This window comes from Pseudomonas sp. 8O (assembly GCF_902506495.1).
In the GTDB taxonomy this organism is placed as follows: domain Bacteria; phylum Pseudomonadota; class Gammaproteobacteria; order Pseudomonadales; family Pseudomonadaceae; genus Aquipseudomonas; species Aquipseudomonas chaetocerotis.
Genome location: NZ_LR733264.1, coordinates 1,854,602 through 1,867,994, shown reverse-complemented (window position 1 = coordinate 1,867,994; position 13,393 = coordinate 1,854,602). Strand labels below are relative to the sequence as shown.

The 13,393-nt window shown below is 65.1% G+C and carries 13 protein-coding genes; 4 read left to right on the top strand and 9 right to left on the bottom strand.

Annotated features, from left to right (window positions below; translation table 11 throughout):
* Positions 1-408 precede the first annotated feature (408 nt).
* The 6 genes from putA to GV002_RS11325 all read right to left on the bottom strand — a co-directional run bounded on the left by putA (position 409) and on the right by GV002_RS11325 (position 7,366).
* Positions 409-4,344 (bottom strand): trifunctional transcriptional regulator/proline dehydrogenase/L-glutamate gamma-semialdehyde dehydrogenase, encoded by a 3,936-nt coding sequence (putA, locus tag GV002_RS11350; RefSeq protein ID WP_160018468.1) that lies wholly within the window; start codon positions 4,342-4,344, stop codon positions 409-411.
* Positions 4,345-4,757: 413 nt separating this feature from the next.
* Entirely contained in the window at positions 4,758-4,985 is a 228-nt protein-coding gene (locus GV002_RS11345; RefSeq protein ID WP_160018467.1) for a DUF2790 domain-containing protein, read from the bottom strand.
* A gap of 86 nt (positions 4,986-5,071) precedes the next feature.
* Positions 5,072-5,254, bottom strand: coding sequence for a hypothetical protein (locus GV002_RS11340; RefSeq protein WP_160018466.1), 183 nt, complete (start codon positions 5,252-5,254; stop codon positions 5,072-5,074).
* 90 nt (positions 5,255-5,344) lie between these two features.
* The gene (locus GV002_RS11335; RefSeq protein ID WP_160018465.1) at positions 5,345-6,301 is read right to left on the bottom strand and encodes a LysR family transcriptional regulator; all 957 of its coding nucleotides are present in this window, start codon (positions 6,299-6,301) and stop codon (positions 5,345-5,347) included.
* 49 nt (positions 6,302-6,350) lie between these two features.
* On the bottom strand, positions 6,351-6,953 hold the full coding sequence (locus GV002_RS11330) for a LysE/ArgO family amino acid transporter (RefSeq protein ID WP_160018464.1): 603 nt from the start codon (positions 6,951-6,953) through the stop codon (positions 6,351-6,353).
* Positions 6,953-7,366, bottom strand: coding sequence for an ACT domain-containing protein (locus tag GV002_RS11325; protein WP_160018463.1), 414 nt, complete (start codon positions 7,364-7,366; stop codon positions 6,953-6,955). The genes GV002_RS11330 and GV002_RS11325 overlap by 1 nt, the downstream gene beginning before the upstream one ends.
* 94 nt (positions 7,367-7,460) lie before the next feature.
* Here GV002_RS11325 and GV002_RS11320 point away from each other — a divergent pair, with 94 nt between their 5' ends.
* Both GV002_RS11320 and GV002_RS11315 read left to right on the top strand, forming a co-directional pair.
* On the top strand, positions 7,461-8,363 hold the full coding sequence (locus GV002_RS11320) for a LysR family transcriptional regulator ArgP (protein ID WP_160018462.1): 903 nt from the start codon (positions 7,461-7,463) through the stop codon (positions 8,361-8,363).
* A 243-nt stretch (positions 8,364-8,606) separates the two neighbouring features.
* Positions 8,607-9,605, top strand: a complete 999-nt coding sequence (locus GV002_RS11315; RefSeq protein WP_160018461.1) for an NAD-dependent epimerase/dehydratase family protein — start codon at positions 8,607-8,609, stop codon at positions 9,603-9,605.
* Here the strand turns inward: GV002_RS11315 and GV002_RS11310 are convergent.
* Positions 9,596-9,883 (bottom strand): hypothetical protein, encoded by a 288-nt coding sequence (locus GV002_RS11310; RefSeq protein ID WP_160018460.1) that lies wholly within the window; start codon positions 9,881-9,883, stop codon positions 9,596-9,598. The genes GV002_RS11315 and GV002_RS11310 overlap by 10 nt on opposite strands.
* 351 nt (positions 9,884-10,234) lie before the next feature.
* Here GV002_RS11310 and GV002_RS11305 point away from each other — a divergent pair, with 351 nt between their 5' ends.
* Entirely contained in the window at positions 10,235-11,083 is an 849-nt protein-coding gene (locus GV002_RS11305) for an ATPase (RefSeq protein WP_160018459.1), read from the top strand.
* 112 nt (positions 11,084-11,195) lie between these two features.
* Here the strand turns inward: GV002_RS11305 and GV002_RS11300 are convergent, their stop codons facing one another.
* Together GV002_RS11300 and GV002_RS11295 are read right to left on the bottom strand one after the other, a co-directional pair.
* On the bottom strand, positions 11,196-12,245 hold the full coding sequence (locus tag GV002_RS11300) for an alkene reductase (RefSeq protein WP_160018458.1): 1,050 nt from the start codon (positions 12,243-12,245) through the stop codon (positions 11,196-11,198).
* A 27-nt stretch (positions 12,246-12,272) separates the two neighbouring features.
* Positions 12,273-12,593, bottom strand: coding sequence for an ArsR/SmtB family transcription factor (locus tag GV002_RS11295; protein ID WP_160018457.1), 321 nt, complete (start codon positions 12,591-12,593; stop codon positions 12,273-12,275).
* Between the two features lie 102 nt (positions 12,594-12,695).
* Here GV002_RS11295 and GV002_RS11290 point away from each other — a divergent pair, with 102 nt between their 5' ends.
* Positions 12,696-13,280 (top strand): ACP phosphodiesterase, encoded by a 585-nt coding sequence (locus GV002_RS11290; protein WP_160018456.1) that lies wholly within the window; start codon positions 12,696-12,698, stop codon positions 13,278-13,280.
* Positions 13,281-13,393: the final 113 nt, after the last annotated feature.

The following is a 13,393-nucleotide window of genomic DNA, read 5'->3' as shown; positions in this document are numbered from 1 at the left end:
TCACAAGGGGACATAGGTATTGAGCGCGTTTGGCGAGCACAGCATTCTGACCTAAATCAAGGGTCAGGATTCGTCAACGCACATCCTTGTTCCAAGCGTTGTCGAGCACCTGAATGAGTCAGGACTGCTGCTCTGGCTGGCGCAGCCAGGCGCCAGTCCTGACACGATAGTCCGAACTTTCTGTTACGCAATGATGGCGAGTTGAGATGGGAGGAAGGTGGGGGAAGAAATGGGCGGGGCGGTTGGCCCCGCTCGACGCGCTGGCCGGATAGGCTGGCGCAGACCCGAAGGTCAGAAGGAGAGAACACGGCGCCGGGCGGGTAGCCCCTGCAGGCAGTTGCGTCGTGTGTGAAGCATGCCGCGGGAAGCTTTCAGCCCGCTTTCCGCGACATTACCGGCCGAGGAATATCAGCCGATGGTCATCAGGCTGGCGTTGCCGCCGGCCGCTGCGGTGTTGACGCTCAGGGCGTGCTCCACCAGCAGGCGCTCCAGGGCGATGTCGGTCTCGCCCTTGTTCAGGCCGTGCACGCCGACGATGGCGCCCTTGCGCTGCGCCGCCTGCTCGCTGACCGCGCGCAGCTGGTCGGAGTCGCCGTGGTGCAGGATGGCGTCCAGCTCCACGTCGACGCTGTTCCAGTCGGCCACCAGCCGGATGTGCTTCTGCACCTCTTTCGGCAGTTCGGCGTAAAGCGCACGCTGGCTGTCCAGCCAGATCGCCTGGCTGCCCACGGCCAGGGTGGCGGCCAGTTGGGCGAGCAGGTCGCCGCGTTCGTCGGCCAGGTTCAGCACGTGCTCGCGCGGCAGCAGGGTGTAGCTGTTGCGCTCGCCGGTCGGGCCGGTCAGCGTGTGGCTGCTGTAGCTCTGCGACAGCGCGCGGTACTGCTCGAACAGCGCGGCGATGGCCGGCTCCTGCTTGGCTGCCCATTCGGCGAAGGCAGCGCGCACCTTGTCCAGCTCGGTCGGTGCTGGCAGGGCCTGCACGTCGGCCTGTTGCAGGTACTGGGCGACGGCGTCCTGCGGACGGGTCGACAGCAGGCGATAGAGGTACAGCGGGCCACCGGCCTTCGGGCCGGTACCGGACAGGCCTTCGCCACCGAACGGCTGCACGCCGACCACGGCACCGACCATGTTGCGGTTGACGTACAGGTTGCCGACCTTGGCCGTGCCGACCACCTGGGCGATGGTCTCGTCGATGCGCGTGTGTACGCCGAGGGTCAGGCCGTAGCCGCTGTCGTTGATCTGCTGCAGCAGCTTGCCCAGATCGGCGCGCTGGTAGCGCACCACGTGCAGCACCGGGCCGAAGATCTCGCGCTTCATTTCGTCGAAGCTGTCCAGCTCGATCAGGGTCGGCACGACGAAGGTGCCGCGCTTGATGTCGTCAGCGTTGACGCGCGCCAGCTGAGTGACCTTGCGGCCTTTCTCGCGCAGCTTGGCGATGTGGGTGTCGATGCCGGCCTTGGCTTCGGCGTCGATCACCGGGCCGATGTCGGTGTTCAGGCGCTCCGGGTTGCCCAGGCTGTATTCGGCCATGGCGCCCTTGAGCATGGTCAGCACGCGGTCGGCAACATCGTCCTGCACGCACAGCACGCGCAGGGCCGAGCAGCGCTGGCCGGCGCTGTCGAAGGCGGAGGCGACCACGTCCATCACCACTTGCTCGGTTAGTGCCGAGGAGTCGACGATCATGGCGTTGAGGCCACCGGTTTCGGCGATCAGCGGGATGGTGCGGCCCTGGGCATCCAGGCGCCCGGCGATGTTGCGCTGGAGGATGCCGGCCACTTCGGTGGAACCGGTGAACATCACCCCGCGCACGCGCTCGTCACCGACCAGGCGCGCACCGACGGTTTCACCACGGCCCGGCAGCAACTGCACGGCGCCAGCCGGTACGCCGGCTTCGAGCAGGATGCGTACGGCCTGGGCGGCGATCAGTGGGGTCTGTTCGGCCGGCTTGGCCAGCACGGTGTTACCGGCGGCGAGCGCGGCGGCCACCTGGCCACTGAAGATCGCCAGGGGGAAGTTCCACGGGCTGATGCACACCACCGGGCCCAGCGGGCGGTGGCTGTCGTTGCCGAAGCTGCGTGCCTGGATCGCGTAGTAGCGGAGGAAATCCACCGCCTCGCGCACCTCGGCGATGGCGTTGGCGAAGGTCTTGCCGGACTCGCGTACCAGCAGGCCCATCAGTTGCTGCAGCTCGGCTTCCATCAGATCGGCGGCACGCTCCAGCACGGCGGCGCGCTCGGCTGGCAGAGTGGACTGCCAGATCTGCCCGCTGGCCAGGGCGCAGAGGATGGCGCTGTCGACATCCTTGGCGCTGGCTTCGCGCACGTGGCCGACCAGGTCACGATGATCGGCCGGGTTGCGCACCGGCTCCGGCTCGCCCGGGTTGGGTGCATCGCAGCCGAGCATGGGTTCGGCGACGTAGCTGAGATTGGTGGACGACAGCAGCGCCGAGGACAGCGAGCCGAGGCGGTGTTCGTTGGCCAGATCCAGGCCAGCGGAGTTGACCCGCTCCTGGCCGTACAGATCACGTGGCAGGGCGATGCGCGGATGCGGCAGGCCGATGGCGCCTTCCTGCGCGGCCATCTGCTCGACCTGCAGCACCGGGTCGAGCACCAGATCCTTGAGCGAAATGCTGTGGTCGGCGATGCGGTTGACGAAGCTGGTGTTGGCGCCGTTTTCCAGCAGGCGGCGTACCAGGTAGGCCAGCAGGGTTTCGTGGCTGCCCACCGGTGCGTAGATGCGGCACGGGCGGTTCAGCTTGCCGTCGGCGATCTTGCCCACCACCTGCTCGTACAAAGGTTCGCCCATGCCGTGCAGGCACTGGAACTCGTACTGGCCCGGGTAGTAGTTCTGCCCGGCCAACTGGTAAATGGCCGACAGCGAGTGGGCGTTGTGGGTGGCGAACTGCGGGTAGATGGCCTCCGGTGCGGCCAGCAGCTTGCGTGCGCAGGCCAGGTAGGACACGTCGGTGTACGGTTTGCGGGTGTACACCGGGTAGCCTTCCAGACCGTTCACCTGGGCCAGCTTGATCTCGCTGTCCCAGTAGGCGCCCTTGACCAGGCGGATCATCAGGCGGTGGCGGCTGCGCTTGGCCAGGTCGATGACGTAGTCGATCACATACGGGCAGCGCTTCTGGTAGGCCTGGATGACGAAGCCGATGCCGTTCCAGCCGGCCAGCGATGGCTCGAAGCACAGGCGCTCGAGCAGATCCAGCGACAGCTCCAGGCGGTCGGCTTCCTCGGCGTCGATGTTGAGGCCGATGTCGTACTGCTTGGCCAGCTGGGTCAGGCCCAGCAGGGTCGGGTACAGCTCGTCCATCACACGCTCGTACTGGGCGCGGCTGTAGCGCGGGTGCAGGGCGGAGAGCTTGATCGAGATGCCCGGGCCTTCGTAGATGCCGCGACCGTGCGAGGCCTTGCCGATGGCGTGGATGGCCTGCTCGTAGGACGCCAGGTAACGCTTGGCATCTTCCTCGGTCAGTGCGGCTTCACCGAGCATGTCGTAGGAGTAGCGGAAGCCCTTGGCTTCCAGGGTGGCGGCGTTGGCCAGGGCTTCGGCGATGGTCTCGCCGGTGACGAACTGCTCGCCCATCAGGCGCATGGCCATGTCCACGCCCTTGCGGATCACCGGCTCGCCGCTCTTGCCGATCAGGCGGTTGAGCGCCGAGGTCATGCCGGCTTCGGTGTGGGTCGACACCAGCTTGCCGGTGATCAGCAGGCCCCAGCTCGCCGCGTTGACGAACATCGACGGGCTCTGGCCGAGGTGCTGGCTCCAGTTGCCGTTGGCAATTTTGTCGCGGATCAGCGCATCGCGAGTGGCCTTGTCGGGAATGCGCAGCAGGGCTTCAGCCAGGCACATCAGCGCCACGCCTTCCTGCGACGACAGCGAGAACTCCTGCAGCAGGCCCTGCACCAGGCCCTGGCGGCCGCTGGCGTTCTTCTGGTTACGCAGCTTCTCGGCGATGCCCAGGGCCAGCTTCTGCGAGGCCTCGGCCTGCTCCTTGTTCAGGCGCGCCTGCTCCAGCAGCATCGGTACCACTTCGGTTTCCGGGCGGCGGTAAGCGCTGGTGATGGCGGCGCGCAGCACCGACTGCGGGAGGATGCTTTCGGCGAAATCGAGGAACACCTGCAGACCCTGCTCGGTCAGCGACTCCAGCGCTTCTTCACCGGCGGCAGCAGCCAGGCCGGCATGCTCGGCGGGCGTCAGGCCACTCTCGACTTGCTCCAGATAATTGAAGATCGCCTGCTTGATCATCCAGTGCGGGGTGCGGTCGATCTGCGCAGCAGCCTTTTTCAGGCGCTCGCGGGTGGCATCGTCGAGTTTTACGCCAAGCGTGGTGGTGGCCATAGGTGTGTCCTGTTTTTGTCGGTTGTACAGGGTGAAACTGCCTGGAGCAGTTTCTGGCGTCGCTTGCGACGGCCCCAGGGGCTGCCGCCACGGATGGCGGGCAACAAAAAAGCTGCGGGAGATTAAACCCGAGAATATGCGTGGTGCAACCAGGTGCAACCAATAATTATCCTGGGCCGACGAACGTCTAATCTCTCGATATCTTCTCGGTGCCTTTACAGCCTGCGAGCGGCTGGCCTGGTCCGTTATGAGCAGCGCCAGGGCATGCTGAGGGTCGCTGTACGCTTGTGGTGCAACCCGGGTGCTACCCGGTCACCGACAAGGTGCTGCCTATTGATCAGGGTAGACCGCCGGTATGGGAAGAGTGGCGCGAGGTGACGGATTGCAGGCGCCGAGTAGCGCCTGGCGGGGGATCAGTAGCGGCAGTCTTCGCCGATACGTTGGTAGATCAGGGTGTGCTGCTCACCGTTGGAGTCCAGATAGACCATGCGGGCTTCACCCGCTTTGCAACCTTGCGGCAGGGTCTGACTGATGACCTTGGCGATGTCCAGCCGCATGCCGTAATGGTAATGCTCCGGCGTTTCGGCATATGCCAGGGTAGTGGCGCAGCCCAGAGCGAGCAGGCAGGCGATACGTTTCATGATGGCCTCGATGCAGGAAAAAGGGCCGTTTCAGCGGCCCGAGGGACGCCGGTCAGGAGCGCGGCCGGCGCCAGATAAGCTCTGGTTCAACCGTGCTGATCGCTGTTCTGCGTGCTCGCGGTTTGCGCCTGTTGGGTGGCGGTGGCGTGCGGCTGTTGCTGGTGGGCCTGTTGATGAGCGACGAAGGCCGCCGACTCTTCGGCGAAGCAGGCCTGGGTGGTCAGCAGAGTGGAAAGGGACAGGACAGTGGCAGTGAGAAGGTTCTTCATTGGGGCGATCCTCTTGGGATTCTTCGTGGGTTCGAAGTCATCCTAGTGAGGCATCGAGGTGCGAAAAAGCGCGTTCCGGGTGAATGACCCTTACCTTTCGCGCAACAATCCTGCAGGCGTCGCCCAGTATTGCGCGTCATCCAGTACCGCTTCGTCACCGCGCAGCAGCGGCGGCAGTTCGGCTTTGAGAAACTCCACCCAGGTGCGGGTCTTGGCATCGAGAAAGCGTCGCGACGGATACATCGCATAGATGTTCAGGGCGCGCAGGCGGTGCTGCGGCAGGATGCGCAGCAGGCGTCCTTCACGCAGCGGCTGGCTGGCGACGAACGAGGGCAGCAGGCAGAAACCCATGCCGGCCTGGGCCGCCTTGACCAGCGCTTCGGCGACGTTGACCTGGAAGCACTCGGCCGGCAGGGCCTCGAGTTGTTCGTCGCCGAAATCCCATTGGCCACGGTACAGCGGGTCGGTCAGGCGCAGGTAGCGGTGCTGCTGCAGATCGCTCGGCTGCTGCGGGATGCCATGCTGAGCCAGGTAGCTGGGGGCGGCGCAGAGCACGCTGTAGACCGGACCCAGGCGTTGCGCGACCAGCTGCGAGTCCGGCAGGTCGCGGGCGAAGGCGATGGTCACGTCGTGGCCGTCTTCGAGCAGATCCGGGGTGCGTTGCGCCAGCGTGAGCTCTACCACCACCTGTGGATAACGCTCGGCGTAGCGGGCGATCAATGGCGTCAGGTGCTGCAGGCCGAGGCCGGTCATGGTGTGCACGCGCAGGCGACCGCTGGGGGTGTGATGCGCGCCGCGCGCCTCGGCGTCGGCTTCGTCGATCTGGCCAAGAATCTGCCGGCAGCGCTCCAGATAGCGCTCGCCGGTTTCGGTCAGCGCCAGGCGCCGCGTGGTGCGCTGCAGCAGGCGCGCCTGCAGGTGTTGTTCCAGGTCGGTGATCAGTCGCGATACCTGCGCGGTGGACAGATCCAGCGCCTGGGCGGCAGCGGTAAAGCTGCCGCGCTCGACCACCTGAACGAACACGCGCATCGCATGAAGGGTATCCATTGTTGCTCCTGGCGTAATAGGCCAGACGCATTATGCGCGACTGCGAACCTTACAACGCACCCAGGATCAGTTGCGCTGCCACGGCGAACATCATCGCTGCCACGCCCAGGTCGATCAGGCGCCAGGTCAGTGGCCTGGCCAGCCAGGGTGCAAGCCAGGCGGCGCCGAGCGCCAGGGTGGCAAACCAGAGAAAGGAGGCGCTGGCGGCGCCTGCCGCATAGGCGCCAGGTTCAGGTTGCTGGGCACCGAGCGAGCCGATCAGCAGCACGGTATCCAGATAGACGTGCGGGTTGAGCAGGGTGACTGCCAGCGCGGCGAGCATCACTGCGCGCAATGAGCGCGGTTCGCTGCCTGCCGCTTGCAGCGATTGTGGGCGTGCGGCGCGCAGCAGCGCCTGACTGCCGTACCAGATCAGGAAGGCCGCGCCACCCCAGCGAGCGATGGCCAGCAAGGTCGGGCTCTGCGCCAGCAGGGTGGCCAGGCCGAACACGCCGGCGGCCACCAGCAGGGCATCGCAGACGATGCACAGGGCTGCCACCGGCAGGTGATGTTCGCGGCGCAGGCTCTGCGCCAGGACGAAGGCGTTCTGCGCCCCGATGGCCATGATCAGACCGATGGCCACCAGCAGGCCGTTGCTGTAGCTCTGCCACATCACGACAGCTCCGGCATGGACGCCGCCGACAGGGCGCGCAGGGTGGAGAGCGCCCGTTCAGCTCGCTCGCTGGGCACGAAAATATGGTCGTGATGGAAACCTGCGACCACGTTGCAGCTGATGCCGGCCTGCGCCAGGGCGGCGGAGAAGGAAGCAGTGAGACCCACGGCAGCCAGCGACGAATGCACCTCCAAGGTGATCCAGGCGGCGACGTAGTCGTAGTGCAGGCCATGGGCATCGGCGATTTCGCGCGTCAGCACCAGGCTAAGACCCTCAGGTTCGCGCATGCTGGCGAGCGGCTGCAGGGCGCTGCAGTCATGCTCGGCTGGGACACAGCAGAACACGTACTGACCGGGATTGAGCTGCGGCGTCATGCTCTGCAGCAGGCGTGCGAGATTGGTTTCGCCAGACATGGCGGGCTCCTGATTGGGCTGAATGCTGGCAAGTCTGCTGTGTGCGGGTATATAAGAGAAACAAATATTGCTGATCACTCATTAGGAAAATCGATTGTTCGATTACAAACTTCTCGCCGCCCTGGCTGCTGTGGTGGAGCAGGCCGGCTTCGAGCGTGCCGCGCAGGTGCTGGGGTTGTCGCAGTCGGCGGTGTCGCAACGCATCAAGTTGCTCGAGGCGCGGGTCGGTCAGCCAGTGCTGGTACGCGCGACGCCGCCGGCGCCCACCGAAATCGGCCGGCGTCTGCTCAACCATGTGCAGCAGGTGCGCCTGCTCGAGCGCGACCTGCAAGGCCAGGTGCCGGGGCTGGATGAACAGGCCTTGCCGGAGCGTCTGCGCATCGCTATCAACGCCGATAGCCTGGCGACCTGGTGGGCGGCGGCGACGGCGGAGTTTTGCGCCACCCAGCAAGTGCTGATGGAGCTGGTGGTAGAAGATCAGGAGGTTGGCCTCAAGCGCATGCGCGCGGGCGAAGTGGCCGGTTGCGTGTGTGCTGCCGAGCGCCCGGTGGCGGGCGCGCGCAGCTTGGCGCTGGGGGCGATGCGCTATCGCGCACTGGCCAGCCCGGGCTTCATCGCCCGGCATTTTGCTGCAGGCGTCAGCGTCGACGCGCTGGTGCGTGCGCCAGCCATCGTTTACGGCCCGGATGATCAGTTGCAGCATCGTTACCTGGCGGGCCTCGGCGTCACAGGCGCCTTCGCCTATCACCTGTGTCCCTCGTCCGAAGGATTCGTGCGCCTCGCTGAAGGCGGCTTGGGCTGGGGTCTGGTGCCGGAATTGCAAGTACGCGAGGAGCTGGCCAGCGGCAGGTTGGTGGATCTGCTGCCCGAGCGCTTCATCGATGTGCCGTTGTACTGGCACCATTGGCGCAATGGCGGCGAGTTGCTCAGCGAGTTGACCGAACGCCTGCGTCGCGCAGCCGGCGGCGCGTTGGTGCAGACGCAACCCGGTCCGTAGGGTGCGCCATGCGCACCAACGGCAAGGTGATGTGATGGGGAATATTGGCTTGCATCAATCATGGCGCTGGATGAAGCGCGATATCCCTCTACGGGCTGGTGTGCACGGTGCGCCCTACGAGTCCATGCGCCCGCCCGACGAGTGAGGCTTGGCGGGTCGGTATTCTGGCCGTTACCGACAGGGCAGGGGGATCAGGCGCTGCTAGAGTGCGGCAACTACAAGAATCAATGGCAGGGGATGGCGATGAGGATTCTGGTCACCGGCGCGAGTGGCTTCATCGGCGGGCGCTTCGCGCGCTTCGCGCTCGAACAGGGCCTGGACGTGCGGGTCAACGGCCGTCGTGCCGAGGGCGTGCAGCATCTGATCAAGCGCGGTGCGCAGTTCATTCAGGGCGATCTCGGTGATGCCGAGTTGGCCCAGGCGCTGTGCCGGGATGTCGAGGCGGTGGTGCACTGCGCAGGCGCGGTGGGCGTGTGGGGCGACTACGCGCATTTTCATCAGGCCAACGTGACGGTCACCGAGAATGTCGTCGACGCCTGCCTCAAGCAGAAGGTGCGGCGCCTGGTGCATCTGTCCTCGCCGTCGATCTATTTCGATGGCAAATCCCATGTCGATATTCGCGAGGAGCAGGTGCCCAAACGCTTCTCCGATCACTACGGCAAGACCAAGTACCTGGCCGAGCAGCAGGTATTCGCCGCGCAGGAGTTCGGTCTGGAGGTGATCGCCCTGCGCCCGCGCTTCGTCACCGGCGCGGGCGATAACAGCATCTTCCCGCGGCTGATCGGCATGCAGCGCAAGGGACGCCTGGGGATCATCGGCAATGGCCTGAACAAGGTCGACTTCACCAACGTGCACAATCTCAACGACGCTTTGCTCAGTTCGTTGCAGGTGGACGGTGCAGCGCTCGGCCAGGTTTACAACATCAGCAATGGCGCGCCGGTGCCGCTGTGGGACGTGGTCAATTACGTGCTGCGTCGTCTGGAGCTGCCGCCGGTGACGCGACATGTGCCGTTCCCACTGGCCTACGCCGCGGCGACGCTCAACGAAGGCGTGTGTCGGGTGCTGCCGGGGCGGCCCGAACCGAGTCTGTTTCGCCTCGGTGTGGCGGTAATGGCCAGGGATTTCTCCCTGAACATCGACCGTGCCCGCGAGTACCTTGGCTACGAGCCCCGGGCCAGCCTGTGGGATGCACTGGATGAATTCTGCACCTGGTGGCAGGCGCAGATGGGGCCTCAGGCATAGATGCGCTGGCCGCGATAGATGCGTACCGAGCCGGTTGGCGCACCGACCGGTAGCTCGACTGCGGCCAGTGGCGTGGCCGCTGCGCGCTGCGGTTGATCGGACAGTTCGGCCAGGCGCTGGCCGAGACGGCGGGTTTCTTCATCGTCGGATTTCAGGCTGCCATCGAGCATGGCACCGACCGCGTTGGGCTGGCTCAGGCGAATGTCCACGTCCTGCTCTTCGCGTAGACGACGACGCAGCGCTTTCATGCAGTCCAGTACTTCTTTGTTCAGTTCCATTGCCACTTCCCCCGATTGGTTGAAGGGTCACGGGCTCAGGCCTTCCTCGCCATCCGTAACCGCGCCAGTCTGATCTCCGTCGACTGGAACACTTCTTCGTGCTTTGCAGAACTTTCAGGCCGCCTGCTGGCTTGTGAGCGACGCGCTATCGGCTCGTTCACGACGGGAGAAAAAGCAAAGTGCGTACCAGTTCAAGTTTTGCGGAACTGCCGGGCTGCAGGCGAGTCGATGGCCCTGTCGCGCCCTTCGTCGGTGCGCCGCGCACCTGCTTGGCGCGACGCTGATGGTGTAATGGCGAATCGGTATACTGCGCGGCATTTCCGTTCATTCGTTCCAACCATAGGTCCGACCATGCGTAACGACGCCCACGACGAACTCGACAATCTGCCCAGCCTGACTCCGGAGCGCCGTGAGGATTTCGCCGAGCCGCGTGAGGAGCCCGCTGCGCGCAGCAGCCGCGTGACCAGCAGCAAGGTGCCAGTGGCCAAGGGCGCCAGTACCGGGCCGCTGTGGGCGCTGGTTGGCGCGCTGAGTTTTGCTCTGGCCGGCCTGGGCTGGTGGAGCCTGCAGCAGATCGGCCTGATGGAGCAGCGCCTGGTGGCGACCCAGGAAAGCTTCGCGCGCATCAGCGAGGAGGCAGCCGGGCGCATTCAGGATATTTCCGGCAAGGTGGTGGCGACCGAGTCCAACGTCACCAGCGGCAGCGAAGCGCTCAAACTGCAGGTCAAACAGCTGGAAAATCGGCTGGCCGAGCTGGGCAAGCAGCAACAGCAGAGCGCCACGGCGCAGGCTGCACTGGATAAGCGCGTCGAGCAGTTGGGAACCGAGCTCAAGAGTGGTCTCGGTGCCAGCGCCGATTTCGACAAGCGTCTGCAGGCACTCTCCACCGAGCAGGCCGCACTGAAATCCGCGCAGGGGGATGCCAAGGCGACCCAGGCCGAACTGGCCAAGCTCGACACGCGTATCAAGGCCCTCGGTGGCGATATCGATGCGCTGAAGAAGCAGGGCAACCCCGCGCAATCGATCCGTAGCCTGGAGCAGGATCTGCTGGTGCTGCGCAGCGAACTGGACAATCGCCCGGCCGCCAGTGCCGGTCCGAATACCGCCGAGTTCGATGCCTTCCGCGCGCAGATGACGCGCAACATCAACACCCTGCAGAGCCAGGTGGTGAATCTGCAGCAGCAGATCAATCAGCGCTGAGTGCCACCCTCTCGATAAACGAACGCCCCGCAATGCGGGGCGTTCGTTTATTGGTCGCGGCTAAAGCCCCTCCCACAGGATATCGCTTGCGGGAGGTGCGTCAGCTGCGATCTTACAGGCGCGGATAGTCGATATAGCCGACCGGGCCGGAGCCGTAGAAGGTTTCCGGGTGCGGCTCGTTCAGCGCAGCGTCCTGCTCCAGGCGCTGCGGCAGGTCCGGGTTGGCGATGAAGGGGATGCCGAAGGCCACGGCATCGGCTTTGCCTTCAGCCAGCCAGGCGTTGGCCTGATCCTTGGTGAAGCGCTCATTGGCGATGAATACGCCGCCGAACGCCTGCTTCAGTTGCGGCGTCAGGCTGTCATCGTCGGCTTTTTCGCGAGCGCAGATGAAGGCGATGCCGCGCTTGCCCAGCTCGCGAGCGACGTAGCCGAAGGTTTCGCCCCGGTTGGCGTCGCCCATGTCATGGGCGTCGGCGCGCGGTGCCAGGTGAACGCCAACACGGCCAGCGCCCCAGACGGAGATGGCTGCATCGGTCACTTCCAGCAACAGGCGCGCGCGGTTTTCCACGCTGCCGCCATACTGGTCGGTACGCTGGTTGGTGCTGCTCTGCAGGAACTGGTCGAGCAGGTAACCGTTGGCGCCGTGGATTTCCACGCCATCGAAACCGGCAGCCATGGCGTTTTCGGCGCCTTGACGATAAGCCTCGACGATATCGGCAATCTCTTCGGTCTCCAGTGCACGCGGGGTGACGAAGTCCTTGATCGGGCGTACCAGGCTGACATGGCCGGCCGGCTGGATCGCGCTAGGAGCGACCGGCAGTTCGCCATTCAGGTAGATGGGGTCGGAGATACGGCCGACGTGCCACAGCTGCAGGACGATCTTGCCGCCGTTGGCGTGCACCGCCTGGGTGATGTTGCTCCAGCCGCGAATCTGCGCATCCGACCAGATGCCGGGGGTATTCGGGTAGCCCACGCCCATCGGCGTGACGGCGGTGGCTTCGCTGATGATCAGGCCGGCCGAGGCGCGCTGTACGTAGTACTCGGCCATCAGCGCGTTGGGCACGCGGCCTTCGTCGGCGCGGCAGCGGGTCAGCGGCGCCATGATAATGCGGTTGTTCAGGTGCAGATCACCGATCTGGATGGGGTCGAACAGTGTGGGCATGGTGGTTTCTCCGAGGGAAAGGTCAAATCAGAGTTGCTGGCCGAGGCGCTCGACGAAAGCCTGGATCAGCTCGTCGTTGCGCTTGAAGAAGTGCCATTGGCCGACCTTGCGACTGGTCACCAGACCGGCGCGTTGCAGGGTGGTCAGATGGGCGGAAACGGTGGATTGCGACAGCCCGGTGCGCAGGAAGATCTTGCCGGCGCACACGCCGATCTCCAGCGGGTGATCCTGTTCGGCGAAATTGAGCTCGGGCTCCTTCAGCCAGTCGAGGATCTCGCGGCGCAGCGGATGAGCGAGGGCCTTGATGATGGTGTCGATGTCCATGGCGGGGTCGGTGCGTATCGTCATGGGGCGAACCTTATATCGTCTCTTGGCGATATACAGATCGATTGTTCCAATAGTCTCCATCAACGGCTTCGATTGTCCTGCTCAGGGCGGTAAGCTCGTGTGATGAACTACCTGGCCCATCTTCATCTTGGTGGCGACGCCCCGCCGCAGTTGCTCGGCAGCCTCTACGGCGATTTCGTCAAAGGCCCCCTTGCCGGGCGCTGGCCGGCAGAAATCGAAGCTGCCATTCGTCTGCACCGGCGCATCGACGCCTTTACCGACAGCCATCCGCTGCAGGCGCGCGCGCGTGCCCGGTTTCCCGCCGCGCGGCGGCGCACGGCCGGCATGCTGCTGGATCTGTTCTTCGATCATTGCCTGGCGCGCGACTGGGCCGAGTATGCGGCGCAGCCGCTGGATCATTTCACCCGCCAGGTGTATCGCGTGCTGGCCGCCGAGGCGGAGCTGCCAGGACGCCTGGCGCTGATGGCGCCGCGCATGGCGGCGCAGGACTGGCTGGGCAGCTACCGCGAGTTCGCGGTGCTGGAGCAGGTGATTGCCGGCATGCAGCGGCGCCTGTCCAAACCGCAACTGCTCGATGGCAGCCTGTCGGAGCTGGAGCTCCTGTACGAGCCACTGAGCGAAGATTTTCGTGCCTTCTATCCAGAGCTGATGGCCTTCGCCGAAGCTGAGTTGAACGCATCGGGATAGAGGCGGTGCGCATGGCGCACCCTACGGGTCGGCATGTGTAGGGTGCGCCGCGCGCACCGAAAGCGCTTGCGATGGCGGTGGATCGACAGGGCGTATCCGTTGTTGCGGGCTAG

Coding starts and splice junctions, on each gene's coding strand:
- putA (WP_160018468.1), bottom strand. CDS start 4,344: ATGGCCACCACCACGCTTGGCGTAAAACTCGACGATGCCACCCGCGAG.
- GV002_RS11345 (WP_160018467.1), bottom strand. CDS start 4,985: ATGAAACGTATCGCCTGCCTGCTCGCTCTGGGCTGCGCCACTACCCTG.
- GV002_RS11340 (WP_160018466.1), bottom strand. CDS start 5,254: ATGAAGAACCTTCTCACTGCCACTGTCCTGTCCCTTTCCACTCTGCTG.
- GV002_RS11335 (WP_160018465.1), bottom strand. CDS start 6,301: ATGGATACCCTTCATGCGATGCGCGTGTTCGTTCAGGTGGTCGAGCGC.
- GV002_RS11330 (WP_160018464.1), bottom strand. CDS start 6,953: ATGTGGCAGAGCTACAGCAACGGCCTGCTGGTGGCCATCGGTCTGATC.
- GV002_RS11325 (WP_160018463.1), bottom strand. CDS start 7,366: ATGTCTGGCGAAACCAATCTCGCACGCCTGCTGCAGAGCATGACGCCG.
- GV002_RS11315 (WP_160018461.1), top strand. CDS start 8,607: ATGAGGATTCTGGTCACCGGCGCGAGTGGCTTCATCGGCGGGCGCTTC.
- GV002_RS11310 (WP_160018460.1), bottom strand. CDS start 9,883: ATGGAACTGAACAAAGAAGTACTGGACTGCATGAAAGCGCTGCGTCGT.
- GV002_RS11305 (WP_160018459.1), top strand. CDS start 10,235: ATGCGTAACGACGCCCACGACGAACTCGACAATCTGCCCAGCCTGACT.
- GV002_RS11300 (WP_160018458.1), bottom strand. CDS start 12,245: ATGCCCACACTGTTCGACCCCATCCAGATCGGTGATCTGCACCTGAAC.
- GV002_RS11295 (WP_160018457.1), bottom strand. CDS start 12,593: ATGACGATACGCACCGACCCCGCCATGGACATCGACACCATCATCAAG.
- GV002_RS11290 (WP_160018456.1), top strand. CDS start 12,696: ATGAACTACCTGGCCCATCTTCATCTTGGTGGCGACGCCCCGCCGCAG.